General features: G+C 39.0%; 16 protein-coding genes and 1 tRNA gene. 4 read left to right on the top strand and 13 right to left on the bottom strand.

The features are described from left to right. Positions 1-190 precede the first annotated feature (190 nt). The 8 genes from B3394_RS03045 to B3394_RS03010 form a co-directional block, all read right to left on the bottom strand. Positions 191-658 carry a hypothetical protein gene (locus tag B3394_RS03045; protein ID WP_273244444.1) on the bottom strand — a complete coding sequence of 156 codons (468 nt, stop codon included), beginning with the start codon at positions 656-658 and terminating at the stop codon, positions 191-193. Continuing rightward, positions 655-1,491: a phytoene/squalene synthase family protein gene (locus B3394_RS03040; RefSeq protein ID WP_286912851.1), complete on the bottom strand. Its 837-nt coding sequence runs from the start codon at positions 1,489-1,491 to the stop codon at positions 655-657. Before B3394_RS03040 ends, B3394_RS03045 begins: the two co-directional genes overlap by 4 nt. Next, positions 1,475-2,968, bottom strand: a complete 1,494-nt coding sequence (locus tag B3394_RS03035) for a phytoene desaturase family protein (protein WP_286912849.1) — start codon at positions 2,966-2,968, stop codon at positions 1,475-1,477. The genes B3394_RS03040 and B3394_RS03035 overlap by 17 nt, the downstream gene beginning before the upstream one ends. Further along, the gene (locus tag B3394_RS03030) at positions 2,965-3,645 is read right to left on the bottom strand and encodes a MarR family winged helix-turn-helix transcriptional regulator (protein WP_286912845.1); all 681 of its coding nucleotides are present in this window, start codon (positions 3,643-3,645) and stop codon (positions 2,965-2,967) included. The genes B3394_RS03035 and B3394_RS03030 overlap by 4 nt, the downstream gene beginning before the upstream one ends. Positions 3,646-4,095: 450 nt before the next feature. Then, a tRNA-Ser gene (locus tag B3394_RS03025) sits at positions 4,096-4,183 on the bottom strand. Positions 4,184-4,243: 60 nt separating this feature from the next. Continuing rightward, entirely contained in the window at positions 4,244-5,272 is a 1,029-nt protein-coding gene (locus tag B3394_RS03020; protein WP_286912832.1) for an asparaginase, read from the bottom strand. After that, a complete protein-coding gene (locus B3394_RS03015) occupies positions 5,265-6,398 on the bottom strand; it encodes a 1-acyl-sn-glycerol-3-phosphate acyltransferase (RefSeq protein ID WP_177730317.1) in 1,134 nt (377 codons plus the stop codon). The genes B3394_RS03020 and B3394_RS03015 overlap by 8 nt, the downstream gene beginning before the upstream one ends. 64 nt (positions 6,399-6,462) lie before the next feature. Beyond that, the gene (locus tag B3394_RS03010) at positions 6,463-7,230 is read right to left on the bottom strand and encodes a TatD family hydrolase (protein WP_177730319.1); all 768 of its coding nucleotides are present in this window, start codon (positions 7,228-7,230) and stop codon (positions 6,463-6,465) included. A 65-nt stretch (positions 7,231-7,295) separates the two neighbouring features. Here B3394_RS03010 and B3394_RS03005 point away from each other — a divergent pair, with 65 nt between their 5' ends. The 3 genes from B3394_RS03005 (at position 7,296) to B3394_RS02995 (ending at position 10,671) form a co-directional block, all read left to right on the top strand. Then, positions 7,296-7,736: a retropepsin-like aspartic protease gene (locus tag B3394_RS03005; protein WP_286912826.1), complete on the top strand. Its 441-nt coding sequence runs from the start codon at positions 7,296-7,298 to the stop codon at positions 7,734-7,736. Positions 7,737-7,797: 61 nt separating this feature from the next. After that, positions 7,798-9,390: a T9SS type A sorting domain-containing protein gene (locus tag B3394_RS03000; RefSeq protein WP_286912821.1), complete on the top strand. Its 1,593-nt coding sequence runs from the start codon at positions 7,798-7,800 to the stop codon at positions 9,388-9,390. A 450-nt stretch (positions 9,391-9,840) separates the two neighbouring features. Next, positions 9,841-10,671, top strand: a complete 831-nt coding sequence (locus tag B3394_RS02995; RefSeq protein WP_273244429.1) for a hypothetical protein — start codon at positions 9,841-9,843, stop codon at positions 10,669-10,671. A gap of 37 nt (positions 10,672-10,708) precedes the next feature. Here B3394_RS02995 and B3394_RS02990 read toward each other — a convergent pair whose 3' ends face one another. The 3 genes from B3394_RS02990 to B3394_RS02980 all read right to left on the bottom strand — a co-directional run bounded on the left by B3394_RS02990 (position 10,709) and on the right by B3394_RS02980 (position 16,144). Continuing rightward, positions 10,709-11,926, bottom strand: coding sequence for a TCR/Tet family MFS transporter (locus B3394_RS02990; RefSeq protein ID WP_286912819.1), 1,218 nt, complete (start codon positions 11,924-11,926; stop codon positions 10,709-10,711). 170 nt (positions 11,927-12,096) lie between these two features. Further along, positions 12,097-13,317 (bottom strand): 2-oxoglutarate dehydrogenase complex dihydrolipoyllysine-residue succinyltransferase, encoded by a 1,221-nt coding sequence (odhB, locus tag B3394_RS02985; protein WP_177730329.1) that lies wholly within the window; start codon positions 13,315-13,317, stop codon positions 12,097-12,099. Between the two features lie 55 nt (positions 13,318-13,372). Then, on the bottom strand, positions 13,373-16,144 hold the full coding sequence (locus B3394_RS02980) for a 2-oxoglutarate dehydrogenase E1 component (protein ID WP_273244426.1): 2,772 nt from the start codon (positions 16,142-16,144) through the stop codon (positions 13,373-13,375). A 114-nt stretch (positions 16,145-16,258) separates the two neighbouring features. On the opposite strand from B3394_RS02980, the gene B3394_RS02975 reads away from it, so the two are divergent. Further along, entirely contained in the window at positions 16,259-16,804 is a 546-nt protein-coding gene (locus tag B3394_RS02975; protein WP_177736137.1) for a hypothetical protein, read from the top strand. Here B3394_RS02975 and B3394_RS02970 read toward each other — a convergent pair. Continuing rightward, positions 16,788-17,138: a hypothetical protein gene (locus B3394_RS02970; RefSeq protein WP_177730333.1), complete on the bottom strand. Its 351-nt coding sequence runs from the start codon at positions 17,136-17,138 to the stop codon at positions 16,788-16,790. The two genes, B3394_RS02975 and B3394_RS02970, sit on opposite strands and share 17 nt — an antisense overlap. Positions 17,139-17,160: 22 nt before the next feature. Then, on the bottom strand, positions 17,161-18,135 hold the full coding sequence (locus B3394_RS02965) for a polyprenyl synthetase family protein (protein ID WP_177730335.1): 975 nt from the start codon (positions 18,133-18,135) through the stop codon (positions 17,161-17,163). Between the last annotated feature and the right edge of the window lie 114 nt (positions 18,136-18,249).

Below are 18,249 nucleotides of genomic sequence, written 5' to 3'. Positions count from 1 at the left end.
TGGTTTAAAAGATTAATTAGACAATTGTTCCTATGCATAGTAATGCCGGTTAAGTATATATTGCAGTTTTTCACAGATATGCAACTTGCTAAAACACCTAAAAACAGAGCATTAACAGATAATTCATTATGTCTCTCATCGAAAAAGCGGTATTTACATATTTAATTATTACTCTTGTTTAAATCGGTAATCATTGTATTTCTTTTTTAACGACTGCAGCAATCATATTTTTTAGCGGTATTGAGGTTATCCTATTTTTGTTAGCATGAATAAATTGCAAATCTTGTTCTACTTCGTTGTTGTATCCTAAAAAGGAAGGACAGTTTTGCTGAATAGATAATCGGATAAAACGGATTTCAATATTATTAGGACTTTCTTTTACAGCATTTTCGATATCCTTTTTACCCTTATTAAAAGCATTAAGCTTAACTATCGGATTGATGGCATGACTGGCCCAGATTGTTCTGAAAGCCCCCCTGTAAGCAAGATAAACACTATTTCCATTTTTAGTCTGTAATTGCGCTAACATGGCTTTACACAGCTTTTTATCCGATACTGCTTTGACATAATTCGCACGTATGGAATCCATATTAGGATCATTATGTGCTACTGTGACAAGACAGGTAAAAAGCATTAGTAATACCGTTAATAACTTCATAGAACGGCTATTTTATATTGTACATAACTACTCATCGCAAGGGATAACTTTTGACTATTGGCAATACGAATCCGCTGGGACATTATTTTCTCAGCCGGAGTTTTCTTTATTTTAGTAAACAACGATAAGTAGTATTTGTAAGCTAAATATACTCCAAATCGGGAAGAAGCTGGCAGCATTTTTATCCCGATCAGTGCTTCTTTAAACTCTGATGCAATTTCAGTTTCAATCTGATGTTTAATCTCTGGGTTAAAAAGATTCATTTGGATATTTGGGAAATAGGTACGTCCCAAAATCTGATAGTCGTCTTTTAGATCCCTTAAAAAGTTTACTTTCTGAAAAGCGGACCCCAATTTCATCGCATAGGGTTTTAGTTTTTCAAAGCAAGACTTGTCTCCATTCACAAATACCTGAAGACACATAAGTCCTACCACTTCTGCTGAGCCTAAAATATATTCCTGATAGCGCTCGGAATTATAATCTACCTGATACAAGTCCATTTCCATACTATGCAGAAACTGTGCAATTAATGATTGGTCGATGTTATAATGGTTTACTGTTTCCTGAAATGACTGCAATATTGGGTTTAGTGAAATCCCTTCCTGGAACGCCATGTAGGTTTCATTTCGAAAACGCTCCAGTAATGCGGCTTTGTCATAATCGTGGAAACTGTCAACGATCTCATCAGCCAGTCGCACATAGCCATAAATAGCATATATAGCAGGTCTGATTCCGGGCTTTAAAGCCAAAATGCCTAGAGAGAAGCTTGTACTGTATTTTTCGGTCACAATTTTGCTAACCTTATAGGATACTTCGTCAAATAGCTTTTTCATACCTGGATATTTTGAGTTTGTTTACTTCTTTTGCAACTATATTACCTGATATAATAGAGGGTGGAACTCCCGGTCCGGGTACTGTTAGCTGACCGGTGTAAAACAGATTTTTTACGTGCTTGTTTTTAATAGATGGTTTTAGTACCGCCGTTTGATTTAGCGTATTGGCTAATCCGTAGGCATTACCGCCATAGGCATTGTAATCGTTTATAAAATCGCTGACACAATAACTTTTTTTATAATCTAATTTTGACTTCAGGTTCTTCGTTCCGGTATGTTTTTCGATACGTTCCAACATTTCGTATAAATACTTCTCCCGAATCGATTCCGCATCGGAAAGCCCAGTGGCAAGGGGTATTAATAAAAAAAGGTTTTCACACCCTTCCGGGGCGACCGATGGGTCGGTTTTTGACGGACAACAGGCATAGAATAATGGTTTTTCCGGCCATTTTTTGGTGTTGTAAATGGTGGCAACATGTTCGTCCAGATCGTTTTCGAAAAATAAGGTATGATGTTTTAAATTGGGAATCCGTTCGTTAAAACCCAAATAATAAATCAGACAGGAAGGAGCAAAAGTACGGCTAGCCCAGTATTCTTCATCATAATTACGCATGTTGGGTTCCAGTAATGTCTCTGTATGATGATAATCACAAGATGCTATTATCGAATCAAATGCCAGGAATTCTCCGTTAACAATTAATCCTTTGGCCTGACCTTGTTCAACAATAATCTGATCAATATTTTGATTGAAATGAAAATAGGCCCCTTGTTCTGCTGCTACTTTTTGCATGGCAAGAACCAATTGATAGAAACCGCCCATCGGATACCAGGTTCCCAGAGCATAGCCTCCATAATTCATCAGGCTATACAAGGCCGGAATTTTGGTTGGCGAGGCCCCGAGAAATATAACAGGGAACTCCATAAGCGCTCTTAATTTATGATTGGAAAAATATTTCCCCACATAACTTCTAAAATTGGTGAGCAGATTTAGTTTTAAAGTACTACCAGCAATCTTTGGAGATAAGAATTCCAGCCAACTGTGACAGGGCTTATTTACAAATTCTTTCATTCCAATATCATATTTATATTTAGCAGATTTCATAAAAAGATCCAACTTCTCACCTGCTCCCTTTTCAATATCTTCAAATAAAACTTTAAGATCATCATAGGATTCCGGAACTGTAATCTTACCATCTTGGAAGATTATTTCAAACTGTGGGTTTAGGGCAACAAGATTGTAAAAGTCTGTAGCATGATAACCGAAATTATTAAAGAACGATTCAATAATATCAGGCATCCAATACCAGCTTGGCCCCATATCAAAGGTATAACCATTATCTGTTTGAAACTGCCTGGCTCTTCCACCGGGTTGATCCTGTTTTTCAAAAACGTGAACCTCGTTACCTGCCTGAGCACAGTACGAAGCAGCAGATAAACCAGAAATACCTGAACCTATTATTGCGATTTTCTTTTTCATATACTTGTCTTTTTAGTGAATAAAAAGTCATCATTCACTTTTTGCAAAAGCTCATGACTGTCTATATGTTGGGAAAAAATCGGGTGGTGAAAATCATCCAGCTTATTTAATAACCTTATCAGCTGCATTTTTTCAGGATAAGACAAATCACCTGAAACAATTTGAGTTGCAAGGCGTATTTTTCCCATTTGTTCGCTTAATGATTCCAAACCTCTGGGAGTGATCTTAATTACTTTACTTCTCCTGTCCGTTTCTGAATCACTCTGTATTACCCAGCCATTTTTGATCAAACGGTTAATGATTTGCATCCCTGTTGGTTTATCCTGTATATTTTTTTTAACAAGCTCCATCTTTGTCATTGCACCAAAAGCTTTTAAATTAATTAGGTAAACGAAATCTTCTTGTGTCGAAAACTCAGAACCGTGAATAGCAGATTTAGAGTAGGCTTTAGCATATCGATTCATGTGTACCAATAAAGTACTGATTACACTCTCTGGACTTCTGCCATCTATTTTACCTTCCCAATCAGGTTCTTTTAAATCAGAGTTCGCCTCCTTTTCATTATCAGAAACCCATTTTTTAAAGCCTTTTATATCTTTTGGATAACCATCACTGTTATTGTCCCTTTCAAATTTCTCTACAAGTTGAATAACGTCCTTAATAAGTTGATAGTTCATAAATCATTTTTTTAGTATGTAAATATACTATTTTTTTAAAATAAAAGAATTATTAAATACCAAAAAGAACGCATTTACAATGCTTATAAAGTTTTATTTTAGAAGAGCAAGGCAAACTTTAAATACATTTTACCATAAACCTGACTATCGGAATCTATTACCAATTAGCAAACTGAGTTACTCGATAATCATTTAACTATTTGATGAGTGTTTCATGTAAACATCATCTAAAATAAATAAAGAAAGTACCTGACCATTTAGCGGATAGGAAATTTATGTATGCATTGATAATTGAAATAAAATTTAAATTTATAACAGCAATAAAGAGCAGAATATTTAATTTACTATCAGTCAATCATTTGTCATTATTTGACTATATAGGTTCGAGAGAATTTAAATCATAAAAAAACCGCAGTAAATCAATGATTTACTGCGGTTTATACTATTAAGCAGAGAGGAAGGGATTCGAACCCTCGATACTCTTTTGGAGTATACACACTTTCCAGGCGTGCGCCTTCGACCACTCGGCCACCTCTCTAATTTCAGATTGCGAATTAACGACTTTTATTTTGTTTTATCAATGCTTTTTACAAAAATATTATGTCATTTCTCCACGTATTGATGTTTCGTATATAGTTTTAAAAACTGCGGGGGAAACTTTTTGTCCCAAAAGGTACATCAGCTTAGCAATTGCAGCCTCTGTCGTGATATCCCGACCCGAAATAACGCCTATTTTTTTAAGCTCTAATCCGGTTTCATATTTGTCCATATTCACACTTCCTCCGGAACATTGTGTCACATTAATAATGTGCAGTCCGTTTTTTACGGCTTTTTCCAGTATTGCAATAAACCATTCCTCCGTTGGCGCATTACCGGAACCGTATGTTTCCAGTATAACTCCTTTCAGATTCGGAATATTCAAAACGGCATGTAAAACACTTTCATTGATTCCCGGAAACATTTTAACAATCACCACATGATCGTCAAAATCCTTGTTTACTTTCAGTTTTTTGTTTCCGTTTCTCTTTAACAGCAGTTCCTCACTCACTTTTAAATGCACACCCGATTCTGCAATAGCAGGATAATTGGGCGATGTAAAAGCATTAAAGTGTTCCGCACTTATTTTAGTCGTCCGGTTGCCCCGGTACAGCTTGTATTCAAAATACAGGCATACTTCCGTTATAAGCGGTTTATTTTTATTTTGAAGTGTTGCAATTTGTATGGCCGTAATCAGGTTTTCCTTAGCATCGGTCCTTAAATCACCTATTGGCAGCTGGGAACCTGTAAACACGACCGGTTTGCTCAAATTTTCGAGCATAAAGCTCAAGGCAGAAGCAGAATATGACATGGTATCCGAACCGTGTAATACCACAAATCCGTCAAACCTGTCATAATTGTTTTCAATGGCATTCGCCATCGCCACCCATTTTTTCGGATTCATATTCGAAGAATCGATGGGCTCTTTAAAAGAAAATGTTTCGATATCACAATCCAGCAGTTTCAGTTCCGGAATACGAAGCAGCAATTCATCAAAATTAAATGCTTTCAATACTCCTGTTTCGGAATCTTTCACCATACCGATTGTTCCACCGGTGTATATTAACAGAATGTTGGGTCTGTTAGACATTTTCGTATTTCATTTTATTGATTACCGGATTGGCATACATGGCCAGGAATCCGTCGCGCAGCGTTTTTACTTCTCCGCCCAGTTTCATTTCCAGTCGTCTTTCAAAAAGCTGTTTTTCTTTCTGCGTATAACGTTCTGAAAAACGATCGGTTTTATGCAGTAAATCGTATGCGATATAATTGGTCGGCCACAGGCGGTAAGTTGAAAGTATCGAATCGTCTATAACCTGCGCCAAAGCCTGAATCTGCTTATTGGAATTATCAAACTCCGCTCCGATCTTATCCAGTTCCTTATCCAGCACATCACCTACATGAATGTGTATTCTTTTCTTTTGCCCGATAATACCGCTGATCAGCGTAATAAAATCTTCATTCTTCTCCTTGATATACACTTCATCATTTGCTTCAGCCATCAGTTGCGGCATTTTCAAAGCATCTGTAGGATCGTATTCGTATGAAATTGAAACCGGAACGATTTTTATTTTTTTAAAGAATTCGATAACGTTCTTTCCTTCGCAGGCCATCGCCAGCATTTTCAGCACACCCGGATTGGTGGCGTCATTACCGTCTTTTGTTCTTCCTTCTCTTTGTGCAATCCAGACAGACCGGTTTTCTTTTGTCAGTAAATGATACATGAATTCCGACATCAGTTTTGAGCTTTGCAGCAATTCTCTTGGCGGCAACCCTCTTTGTACCAAAAAGTTTCGGTTGAGTTTTGACAAGGTCAGCAAAAACGATTTCTGCACTAAATTATCACCAATAGCAGAAGCCGTCATAATCTGCCCATGGTCAAACAGGCTGACATTTAAAAGGGAAGTATCTAAAATGATATCGCGATGGTTCGATATAAAAAGGTAAGCCGTATTCGGTTCCAGTTTTTCAAATCCGGAAGCCGTTAACCCGTCTGAACTTTTTTCCAGAACTCTTTGAACTGACTGATAAATAAAATTCACCTGAAAATCTCTGATGGAGTGCGTTCTTTCCAATTGTTCCATCCATACCGCATCATCTGTATCGGGAAACGTAAAGCTCATCAGGGCCTTCATCATGGGGTGATGCATGATGCTTTTTAGAGCTTCATTTACTTCAGAATCATAAAACTGGCGTATATGATCAAATTTTGACATTAGTTATTTTATTTAGCAATCCACAAATGAACGAAAATTTTATTAATTGAACGGAATTTCTTTGTTAAATACCAAAAATTGCTTTAGAATTTTCCGTTGTTATCCGGGCAACTTCTTCTACAGGGAGCTCATAAATTAGCGCAAGCTTTTCGGCTACTAATTTCGTATAACTGCTTTCATTTCTTTTCCCCCTGTAAGGAACCGGAGCCAGATATGGAGAATCTGTTTCCAATACAATATGTTTGATATCAATCTGATTTAAAAACTGGTCGATTTTTCCGTTTTTAAAAGTCACCACGCCTCCTATTCCCAGCTTCATATTATAGGATATTGCCTGTAATGCCTGTTCATAGGTTCCGCTGAAGCAATGGAAAATCCCGAATAAATCGGCTGATTTTTCCGTTTCCAGCACTTCAAAAATCTCATCAAAGGCTTCTCTGCAATGAATGTTAATAGGCAATTTATATTGTTTTGCCAATTGTATCTGCCGACGGAACGCTGTTTGCTGAATCGCCAAAGTTGTTTTATCCCAGTACAGATCAATCCCGATTTCTCCGATAGCCAGAAATTTTCGCTTTTTAAGCTCCGCTTCAACATGTGCCAGCTCCTGTTCGTAATTTTCTTTTACATAACACGGATGAAGTCCCATCATCAAATAAATATTTTCCGGAAATTCTTTTTCCAGGTCGTACATTTTCTGAGTATACTCAGAATCTATGGACGGTACAAAAAAGCGTGTAACACCGGCAGCAATTGCCCGGGTTATCATTTCGGTTCTGTCCTGGTCAAATTCTTCCGAATATAAATGGGTATGTGTATCTGTTAAAGTCATTATAATCTTTTCTTTTAAAAGTGCAAAGGTACAAAGTTGTTCGTTTTTTAAACTATTTTTGAGTTATGGAAAACTTGCATGAGATCTTAAAAGATAAAGGCTATCTTAAAATTCCTTTTAAAGTATCAAAAACACAGCATTTACTGATAAAAGCCAAAATCAACGGCGTTCCCGGCAGTTTTATTTTAGACACCGGAGCATCCAATAGCTGTATTGGCTTTGAAAGCATCGACCGTTTTAAACTGGCCGCACAGGATTCGCCCACCATGGCTGCCGGAGCCGGCGCCACAGGAATGCAGACTAAAATGGCAACGGATAACCTGCTGCAGCTTTCCCGATGGAAAACCAGTGATTTTGCACTGGTTATTTTTGACATGAGCCATGTCAATCTGGCCTTACAACAATACAAAGCAAAACCGGTACACGGAATAATCGGGGCAGATATACTACTAAAAGGCAAAGGAATCATTGACTACTACAACCATTATTTATATTTAAAAAAATAATCCTCGCTATTTGTGCATTTTTCATTAGCTTTGAGACTCAAATCACTGAAAGCCAAAGCACATGAAAAAAAACTACTTTATCACATCACTACTTATCCTACTGATCTCTTTCGCTTCGTTTGGACAGGCTTGTAACGTTCCGGCAAATATTGCCGTGACCAATGTTACAGCGACTACCGCCAACATTAGCTGGATATCGTCCAACAATGAAACGCAGTGGGAAGTTATTATTTTGCCACTTGGTACTCCTGCACCACAACCTGGCACTCCCGGAATAGTATCGGTAACCAGTCCTTATACCGTTACGATGCTATCGCCTTGTACTTCCTATGATGTATATGTGAGAGCCATTTGCACTCCAACAACAAACAGCAACTGGTCTGCTCCGGTAAATTTTAACACCATAATGTCTTTACCTGCCAATGGCCTGCCTAATTTATTAATATGCGGCATGAATAATAGCGGTTTTGCCCTTTTTAATTTAACGGCACAAACCCCGGTTGTATTAGACGGCTTAAATCCGGCTACACATACTGTAGACTACTATACAACCATGCAGGATGCTAGTAACAGCGCCAATCCGATAGCCACACCTCAAAGCTACACCAACACAACTCCTTTTTCACAAGTAATTTTTGTACGGGTTAGCGATACCGCAACCGGCTGTCATCGCGTTATTAGTTTTAACCTGACCGTTAATGCTTCACCTGTTGTAAGTTTGCCAGGAACAGGTTTCATTTGTTTTGATGCCAATACCAGTACAACAACGCCTTATACCATTACAACCGGTCTGTCCGGCACCCTGCATTCTTTTGTATGGTCCCTGAACGGCACACCTATTTCCGGTGCCACCGGCGCAACTTTTAATGCTACACAAGAAGGTGTATACAGTGTAACAGCCACCGATATTGTTAATGGATGTACCTCAATGCCTTCCGAAATTGTACTTAGCTTAACAAATGCTCCTACCGCTACTGCTGCGATTACCAACCAAACGGTAACCATAAATGTTAGCGGCCAGGGTGATTTCCAATTTCAGATTGATAATGAGCCGGCACAAAACAGTAACATCTTTACCAATGTTGCTTTAGGAACGCATTCCATAGCCATTATCCCTTCGCATTCCAGCTGTGGCCCACTATATTTAACCGTGACCGTGACCACACCATCGGCTCCATTAGGACAACCGACACAGACATTCACACCGGGACAGACATTAGCCCATCTTACCGTTAACGGGCAAAACATCCAATGGTATGCAAATCCGGCTGCTCACGGGTTAACAACCGAGCCTACATTACCGCTATCAACCGTTTTAGTAAACAATACTACCTATTATGCTTCACAAACCATTAACGGTATTGAAAGCCCGGACCGCTTAGCGATAACAGTCTCCACTGCTTTAAACAACGAAGATTTCATCTTTAAAAAACTGGCTTACTATCCGAATCCGGTAGCCAATACGTTAACTGTTTCAAACCAGGAGAATTTCAGTAACATTAGCGTTACCAATTTACTGGGGCAGCTTATTGTAAATAAATCCCTGAATACAAACCAATATGAAATGGATTTTTCCAGCCTGTCAAAAGGTATTTATCTTATAAAGGTAAAAGCCGCTAATCAGGAAAAAACGTTTAAGATCGTCAAGAATTAACAACGATAAATTCTCCAAAACACATGACCAGTCAGGATTTCCTGGCTGGTTTTTTTTATAGATATTTAAGGTCTGCCCTATTTAACCCGAAAACAACAGGTCCGGATTTTATATCAATAAAATGATCCGGCAGCAGCAAACCGGATTTTAACGTAAAAATCCTCTTTGCCCTTTACCCTTTGCTTTTTGCTCATTGTCTTTTGCTTTTTGTTTTTTGCTTTTTGCTCTTTACTCCACCCATCCCCTAAAAAACAACTTTCTTGAAAAAGAATTAAAAAACAGTTTTTAATAATTTATTTGTGTTAAATATTTTTATTAATCCAAAAATATTGTTAAAATTTGTAAAACTTTAACACTAACTTATGCGTAACTAACCCTCATGTTTAACTCAATTTAATGACACTATGTAAAAAGAACTAAAAATCTAACCCAATCTTAACTAACTAAAAAATGAAACTGATTATTGAACAACTAAAAAAAGGCATTCAAACCCATCCTTCCGTTCTTAACAGTACCTTGTCGAGTGTAAAAACATGGAAAAGAGCCCAATACCTTATATTGGCTGAAATTATTGCACACAAACTATCCAAATCGGAACACCTGCAGGGTGTCAAAAAAAATGAATTAGGAACAACTATCTCCAGCACGACCTTACAGCGGATTTTCACCAATGATTATTCCAACAAGGAAAACACCGACTTACGCTTTTTAAAAACCTTAGACAAACTCGCTATTTTTATCGGGTTTCCCTCTCTGAACAGTTTTATTTTAAACCAATCCTGCGAGAACAATACTGCTGTAGCTGAGGAACACAGAACCAAAGATGTGCTCAGCAGTTATTTTGAAAACCTGATTTATCAGTTTTGCCAGGACGAATTTAACTGTCTTTTAAAACTCCCTCAGGTCGATTTAAGCGGTCTTTCCGATTCCATCTTTGAAGATGGCCCCTTAACAAAACGCGTCACGGATTTATTGGAGAAGTACTCCAAACTGGACTTACAGCTGAACAACGAAAACAACCGTTCTAATTTTGAAATTTATGATTTCCGGATCACCAGTATTGACGACACCCTTGTTGTTATTTCTGCAAAAGAATTCTGGAACCTCGAATGGAGAAACCACCAGGGAGAGATTGTCAACGTTTACAATAAAATTAACCGTCAGACCTATTTTATAAAAAAACGGGGAGATAGCTGGCGCATTTGGGACAACTATAATCCGGACTACAACAACCTTAATACAGAAGTCTCACAGGACATGATGAAAAAAATGGAAGTCTAATAAAAAACCCCGTAAAAATGTACGGGGTTTTTAAATATTACAACTGGCCTTTCTTAAAGACCATATAGGCAATGATTGTACTGATAAGCATCAAAACACCACCTAAAACAAATGGTGCTCCCGCAAACTGGAACGGCGCTTCATCATGTGTAAAATAATAGAACGTATTGGTCATTAACGGCGGACCCACAATCGCGGTTGCACTCGTTAAACTCGTTAAGGTTCCCTGTAATTCTCCCTGTTCTGTAGCCGGAACATGGCTCGTTATAACCGATTGTAAAGCCGGTCCTGCGATACCACCCAAACAATACGGAACCAGGAACAGGAACATCATCCAGCCTTCAAAAGCAAAGGCAAACAAAAACATCCCCAAGGTATACAAGACCATTCCGAAATAAATACTCTTTTCGTTTCCTAATTTCGGATTGATCCAGCGAATCAGTCCGCCCTGAACGATACCAACCAGCAAACCAATCACACCTAAAGAAATACCAACCATTCGTTCATCCCAGTCAAACCGGTACATGGTAAAGAAGCTCCAGTTACTGTGTACGGCATGGGCAGCGACATACAGGATCACCATCGAAACGATGAGTCCCAGTAAAGCCGGATATTTTTTCAGGTTCATAATCGCTCCGATCGGATTAGCCCGTTTCCAGTCGAATTCCCTGCGGTTTTCTTTCGATAAGGATTCCGGCAATACAAACAGTCCGTACAGGAAGTTAACGGCACATAAAACCGCTGCGGCATAAAACGGGATACGGGAACCGTATTGCCCCAAAACACCACCGATAACCGGCCCGATAATAAATCCCAATCCGAACGCGGCTCCAATCATTCCAAAGTTTTTTGCCCTGTCTTCACTGGTACTGATATCGGCTATATAGGCCGAAGCTGTCGTAATACTGGCTCCGGTTACACCGGCTAAAATACGCCCGATAAACAACCAGGTAATGGTGGGCGCAAAGGACAACAAAAGGTAATCCAGTGCAAACCCCAGAAGCGACAACAGGATAATTGGCCGTCTTCCGTATTTATCACTGAGGTTTCCAATGAGCGGCGCAAAAACAAACTGGGTTATGGCATACGAAAAAGTCAGCCAGCCTCCATATTTGGAAGCCACACTGATATCGCCGTGAATAAGCTCCTCTATCAGCTTTGGGATAACCGGAATTATAATTCCCCATCCCGTAATGTCGATAAGCATGGTAATAAAAATAAAACCAATAGCGGCCGACTTTTTATTTTGTTTCATTAATTTTTTCTTAATAATTACAGCACAAAAATAATTTTTTTTGACTGCGTTTGTTAATTTTCTTTTTAAAGTTGGCACAAAAATCACATCCGGGATGCCGCGGCATCCTGGTTTACAAAGCATAAAAAAACCACGCTAAAAGCGTGGTTTTTTATTGTGTCTATCTTAGATTAAAGCTCTAAAGCTTTTTTAGGATTATTATCCATTAAGATTTCCATTGGGTTTTCCAACGCTTCTTTTACAGCCACTAAGAATCCTACAGATTCACGACCGTCAATAATTCTATGATCATAAGATAATGCTACAAACATAACCGGAGCGATAACAATCTGACCGTTTTTAACGATCGCACGCTCTACTACATTGTGCATTCCTAAAATACCGGATTGCGGAGGGTTGATGATTGGTGTAGACAACATACTTCCGAAAACACCACCATTAGAAATAGTAAATGTTCCACCAGTCATTTCATCAACTGTAATTTGTCCGTCACGTGCTCTGATAGCCAAACGTTTAATTTCTGCTTCAACACCACGGAACGTTAATAATTCTGCGCTGCGAACAACCGGTACCATTAATCCTTTAGGACCGGAAACCGCTACAGAAATATCACAGAAATCGTATGAAATTTTCTCCTGACCGTCAATCATTGAATTTACATCAGGATATAATTGTAATGCTCTTGTAACTGCTTTTGTAAAGAAAGACATAAAGCCCAAACCTAAACCGTGTTTTGCCTTAAAAGCTTCTTTATATTCTTCGCGTAAAGCATAGATAGCGCTCATGTCAACCTCATTGAATGTGGTTAACATTGCGGTCTCATTTTTAGCAGAAACCAAACGCTCTGCCACTTTACGACGCAACATGGATAATTTTGTTCTTTCAGAACCTCTGGATCCACCTGTAGGCGTTCCCATAGACGGTACTGCATTTACAGCATCATCTTTAGTAATTCTTCCACCTTTTCCAGTACCAACAATTTCTGTAGGCTGAATGTTTTTCTCGTCTAAGATTTTTCTTGCTGCCGGTGAAGGAGTTCCTGTAGCATACGTAGTTGCTGCCGGAGCCGGAGCTGCTTTTGGAGCTTCCGCTTTTGGAGCCTCAGCTGCTTTTTCTTCTTTTACCGGTGCTGCTGCACCACCTTCCGGTTTTGCTGCTCCCGTATCGATTAAACAAACTACCTGACCAACTGCAACTGCATCACCTTCTTCCGCCTTAAGGGTAATAATACCACTTGCTTCCGCTGGTAACTCTAAGGTTGCTTTATCCGAATCAACCTCTGCAATAGCCTGATCTTTTTCTACATAATCTCCGTCTTTTACCAACCACGTTGCGATTTCAACTTCTGTGATCGATTCCCCCGGTGAAGGGACTTTCATTTCTAAAATCATCGGTATATAATTTTATAAGGTGTTGTTATTTTTATATGAGTATCAAAAATACGTATTAATTGAATAAATTCTTGTCAAAAACCATTGCAATTGCATTTGCATGACGTTTTTTAGAACGGGTATAACTTCCGGCTGCTGGTGCACTATACGCTTTTGGCGATGCCAGACGGAATTTAACTTCGTCAAAATTCATCAGCATATAACCGTAAGCACCCATGTTTTTAGGTTCTTCCTGAGCCCAAACATAATCGTCAGCATTCGGGTATTTTGCAATAACCGCTTTGATTTGCGCTACCGGTAACGGGAACAACTGCTCTATTCTTACAAGAGCCACATCTGTTCTGCCCTGCGCTTCTCTTTCTGCCAATAAATCATAGTAGAATTTACCGGTACAGAATACCAATGATTTTACGTCATTAGGATTTACCGAAGCATCGTCAATAACCTCCTGGAAGCTTCCGTTTGCAAATTCTTCAATAGAAGATACCGCTAACGGGTGACGCAGTAAACTTTTTGGTGTGAATACAATTAATGGTTTTCTGAATTTTGTGATCATCTGTCTTCGCAACAGGTGGAAGAAGTTTGCCGGCGTTGTACAGTCGGCCACATACATATTGTGTTTGGCACACAATTGTAAATAACGCTCCATACGTGCCGAAGAGTGCTCCGCTCCCTGGTTCTCATAACCGTGAGGCAATAACATTACCAAACCATTCTGATTGTTCCATTTGTCCTCTGCTGCCGAGATGTACTGGTCAATCATGATCTGCGCTCCGTTAGAGAAATCCCCGAACTGTGCTTCCCAGATTGTCAGTGTGTTCGGACTTGCCAATGCATATCCGTAATCAAAACCTACCACACCATATTCCGATAACAAAGAGTTATAGATATAGAATTTTCCTTTTTGATTTTTTAACTGGTTTAACAATACTACTTCTTCTTCCGAATCTTCCACTTTCACTACCGCATGACGGTGTGAGAACGTACCTCTTTCTACATCCTGTCCGGAAATACGAACATCATATCCTTCTGTCAGTAACGAACCGTAAGCCAGCATTTCTCCCATAGCCCAGTCCAGTTTGTCCGTTTCGAAAAACATCGTTTTTCTGTCGTTAATCAGCTTCTGGATTTTGCTGATGAATTTTTTATCTGCCGGAAGTTCCGTTACTACTTTAGCAACATCCGTTAGCACCGATTTATCAACTTTCGTATCAAATTGCTGCAACATTCCTTCGTCACTAACCTGCTCGAATCCTTTCCATTCATCCTGCATGAAAGGAGTAATCACCGTAAGGTCTTTTTTACGGGAAGCTTCTAAATTTTCCTCTAAGCCTGCTTTGTATTCTGCCTCCAATCCGGATACATAATTGCCGTCAATTACGTTTTCCGATTTCAGTTTTTCAGCATAAATATCTCTTGCATTTTTATGCTTGGAAATTATTTTATATAACTGTGGCTGTGTAAAACGAGGCTCATCACCTTCGTTGTGCCCATATTTTCTATATCCTAATAAATCGATGAAAACATCCGATCCGAATTCCATACGGTAATCCAATGCAAACAACATGGCATGCACTACAGCCTCGGCATCATCTGCATTTACGTGTAATACCGGCGATAAGGTTACCTTAGCGATATCGGTACAATAGGTAGACGAACGGGCGTCTAAATAGTTTGTTGTAAATCCAACCTGGTTGTTGATCACCAAATGGATCGTTCCGTTTGTTTTGTAGCCATCCAGATTAGCCATCTGAACAATTTCATAAACAATACCCTGTCCGGCAACAGCTGCATCACCGTGAACAGCGATTGGCAATACTTTAGAGGTATTGTCCGGAAAATAACGGTCTTGTTTTGCTCTTGCGATTCCTTCAATCACAGCACCAACAGTCTCTAAGTGAGATGGATTTGGCGCTAAGTTGATATTAATATTTTTACCGGTCTGTGTGGTACGGGTTGCGGTTAAACCAAGGTGGTATTTAACGTCACCGTCAAACAACGCGTCATCATCATAGTCTTTTCCGTCAAATTCCGAGAAAATGTCCTGAGTCGCTTTTCCAAAAACATTAGCCAATACATTCAAACGTCCTCTGTGTGCCATTCCCATTACGAACTGCTCAACTCCTTTTTCGGCTGCCGTTTCAATTAACGCATCCAAAGCCGGAATTGCCGATTCACATCCTTCTAACGAGAAACGTTTTTGCCCTACATATTTTGTATGAAGGAAGTTTTCAAAAGAAACCGCTTCATTCAGTTTTTTAAGGATACGTTTTTTCTGGTCTGCATTAAAATCAGGAAGGTTATCATTGATGTCCAAACGCTTCTGAATCCACTCAATCACTTTAGGATCTCTGATGTACATATACTCTACTCCAATCGATTCGCAGTATACTTTATTAAGATGATTCAGAATTTCCTGAAGCGAGCACGGATTTAAGTTTACTACTCTCGCAGCATCAAAAACCGTATTCAAATCGGCAGAAGTCAACCCGAAGTTTTCAATCGCTAAAGAAGGGCTGAAAATTCTTCGGTCACGAACCGGGTTCGTTTTGGTAAATAAATGTCCTCTTGTTCTGTAACCTTCTATTAATTTCAGAACGTTAAATTCTTTTTGTAGTTTATCGGAAACCGCAGAACAGTCTGTCTGACCACCAGCCATTGCTGTTAATTGTTCTACCGGACCTTCGTTATATTCGCTTGCGAAGTCAAACCCCTGGAAGAAACTCCTCCAGCTTGGTTCAATGCTATCAGGATTTTGTAAATATTGATCGTATAAGTCTGCAAAAAATGCAGTGTGTGCCGCGTTTAAAAAGGAAAACCTATCCATAACTTTGTCTAAAGACCTTTTTTGTTAGAAAATTTTTCGCAAAAGTACGATAATTGTAATAATCTTTCAATGTTTTTCATACTTTTATATCATAAAATATTCCTAAAAATGATTATGAAATCAAGCATCCGTAGTTTTTTAACAATCTTTTTGAGTTGTGTATTTTTTTTAATGACGAGTTCTTCAATAAAAGCGCAAGAACGCTTGCAAATCACTCAAAAAAATGAATTTTGGAGCAGCGTACGCTTTGGTGGCGGCTTAGGACTTAATTTCGGGAATAATTTCACCAATGTCATGGTTGCTCCAAGTGCAATTTATGACGTAAACCCTTACTTTTCAATAGGTCTTGGCTTACAAGGCAGCTATGTTAAGCAGAAAAATTTCTATGATTCCTACATTTACGGAGCCAGTATTATAGGGCTTTTTAACCCCATTCCCGAAGTACAGTTATCGGCTGAAATTGAACAACTTCGCGTTAACAATACCTACACGCAGTTTACACCGGAAATCGAAGATAATTTCTGGAATACAGCTTTATTTTTGGGTGCGGGATATAACTTTAACGGGGTAACTGTCGGGGTGCGTTATAATGTTTTATTCAAAGAAAGAGACAATGTGTACCACGATGCTTTTATGCCTTTTGTTAGAATTTATTTCTAAACCATACCTTTTGCCATTCCCGCTTTAAAATCAAAAAAGCAACCTGTTCCGATAGGTCAACCAGGTCGGAACCGTCTAATTTTTTAATCTGGTCTTCCGGTACGTCAATGATGTACAGCAGGTTTAAATATTCGGCAAATTTAAACTGAATCAGGCGGTATATTTTTTCATGCAGCTGCAGCTTTAAATCGATCGGCGTTATAGCCACCGGAAAGTCCACACTTTCATTAGCAAGCGTAAAATCCTTATTGATCTGTTCGATCAGTTTCAGATACAAATCTTCCTTTTGCGCTTCCGAGAGCAATAAATCGGTATTTTGTGGTGCTACAAACATGGTATTGGGTTTTATATAAAAGCTATACCTTTCTTTTCATCAGGTTCTCGCCAAAAGTTTTCAGCTCTTCTTTTTTATCCGCTTCAATATTCATTTTATCCAGCGTTTCAAAAGCTTTCAGCGTATACTCTTCAATCGCTTTCTGAGTCGCCTGGCTCGCGCCGGTTTCTTCGAATATTCTTTTTACGGAATCAATTTTCTCTTTATTATCCGTTGGCTGAATCGAGAACAGATGCAGTAACTGGGCTTTGGCTTCCGGATTAGCAAACGCTAACGCTTTCAGATACAAATAAGTCTTCTTATTTTCAATGATATCACCACCAACCTGTTTTCCAAAAGTCAGCGGATCGCCAAAAGCATCCAGATAATCATCCTGAAGCTGGAAGGCTATTCCCAAATTCAGTCCGAAATCATAAATCAAATCGGCATTCTCCGTTGTGGTTTCGGCTACAATTGCCCCCATTTTCATGGCAGCCCCAACCAGAACCGCGGTTTTATACTCGATCATTTTCAGGTACTGCGGAATGGTTACATCGTCACGCTGTTCAAAATCCACATCCCATTGCTGTCCTTCACAAACTTCCAGCGCTGTTTTACTAAACAGTTTTGCCAAAGCTAAAAAGATCGCAGGTTCATAATTCTCAAAATACTGGTAGGCCAATATCAGCATCGCATCACCCGACAGGATTCCGGTATTCACATCCCATTTTTCATGAACCGTTTCATTCCCGCGGCGCAAAGGCGCATCATCCATAATATCGTCATGAATCAGCGAAAAGTTATGAAACAACTCAACCGCTGTGGCTGCAGCAACTGCTTTTTCAGCATCGGCGTTAAAAACTTCTGCCGCCATTAATGTCAGAACCGGACGCATCCGTTTTCCTCCTAAGGACAAAATATAAGCAATGGGATCGTATAAATTTTTAGGTTCTTTCTCTAAAGAAATTGTAGAAAAGTATTCCGAAATAAGCGTCTGATAATAACTTACTGAATGCATGGATGATATTTTCGGCTAAAATAGTTCAAATATCAGCGCAATCAAAGCCAAAAAAAATGTTAAATAATCGTAAAAACTTTGGAAACTTTTTTAGTATTAAAAGTTTCCGTTATA

Origin of the sequence: Flavobacterium sp. UBA4197 (genome assembly GCF_002379575.1) — a bacterium.
Taxonomy (GTDB): domain Bacteria; phylum Bacteroidota; class Bacteroidia; order Flavobacteriales; family Flavobacteriaceae; genus Flavobacterium; species Flavobacterium inviolabile.
Note: the sequence above shows the minus strand (reverse complement) of the source record. Positions and strands in the feature narration are given on the sequence as shown.

Bases quoted from the DNA above. Each gene is read 5' to 3' on its own strand.
- B3394_RS03045 (WP_273244444.1), bottom strand. From the start codon at position 658: ATGAAGTTATTAACGGTATTACTAATGCTTTTTACCTGTCTTGTCACA.
- B3394_RS03040 (WP_286912851.1), bottom strand. From the start codon at position 1,491: ATGAAAAAGCTATTTGACGAAGTATCCTATAAGGTTAGCAAAATTGTG.
- B3394_RS03035 (WP_286912849.1), bottom strand. From the start codon at position 2,968: ATGAAAAAGAAAATCGCAATAATAGGTTCAGGTATTTCTGGTTTATCT.
- B3394_RS03030 (WP_286912845.1), bottom strand. From the start codon at position 3,645: ATGAACTATCAACTTATTAAGGACGTTATTCAACTTGTAGAGAAATTT.
- B3394_RS03020 (WP_286912832.1), bottom strand. From the start codon at position 5,272: ATGTCTAACAGACCCAACATTCTGTTAATATACACCGGTGGAACAATC.
- B3394_RS03015 (WP_177730317.1), bottom strand. From the start codon at position 6,398: ATGTCAAAATTTGATCATATACGCCAGTTTTATGATTCTGAAGTAAAT.
- B3394_RS03010 (WP_177730319.1), bottom strand. From the start codon at position 7,230: ATGACTTTAACAGATACACATACCCATTTATATTCGGAAGAATTTGAC.
- B3394_RS03005 (WP_286912826.1), top strand. From the start codon at position 7,296: ATGGAAAACTTGCATGAGATCTTAAAAGATAAAGGCTATCTTAAAATT.
- B3394_RS03000 (WP_286912821.1), top strand. From the start codon at position 7,798: ATGAAAAAAAACTACTTTATCACATCACTACTTATCCTACTGATCTCT.
- B3394_RS02995 (WP_273244429.1), top strand. From the start codon at position 9,841: ATGAAACTGATTATTGAACAACTAAAAAAAGGCATTCAAACCCATCCT.
- B3394_RS02990 (WP_286912819.1), bottom strand. From the start codon at position 11,926: ATGAAACAAAATAAAAAGTCGGCCGCTATTGGTTTTATTTTTATTACC.
- odhB (WP_177730329.1), bottom strand. From the start codon at position 13,317: ATGATTTTAGAAATGAAAGTCCCTTCACCGGGGGAATCGATCACAGAA.
- B3394_RS02980 (WP_273244426.1), bottom strand. From the start codon at position 16,144: ATGGATAGGTTTTCCTTTTTAAACGCGGCACACACTGCATTTTTTGCA.
- B3394_RS02975 (WP_177736137.1), top strand. From the start codon at position 16,259: ATGAAATCAAGCATCCGTAGTTTTTTAACAATCTTTTTGAGTTGTGTA.
- B3394_RS02970 (WP_177730333.1), bottom strand. From the start codon at position 17,138: ATGTTTGTAGCACCACAAAATACCGATTTATTGCTCTCGGAAGCGCAA.
- B3394_RS02965 (WP_177730335.1), bottom strand. From the start codon at position 18,135: ATGCATTCAGTAAGTTATTATCAGACGCTTATTTCGGAATACTTTTCT.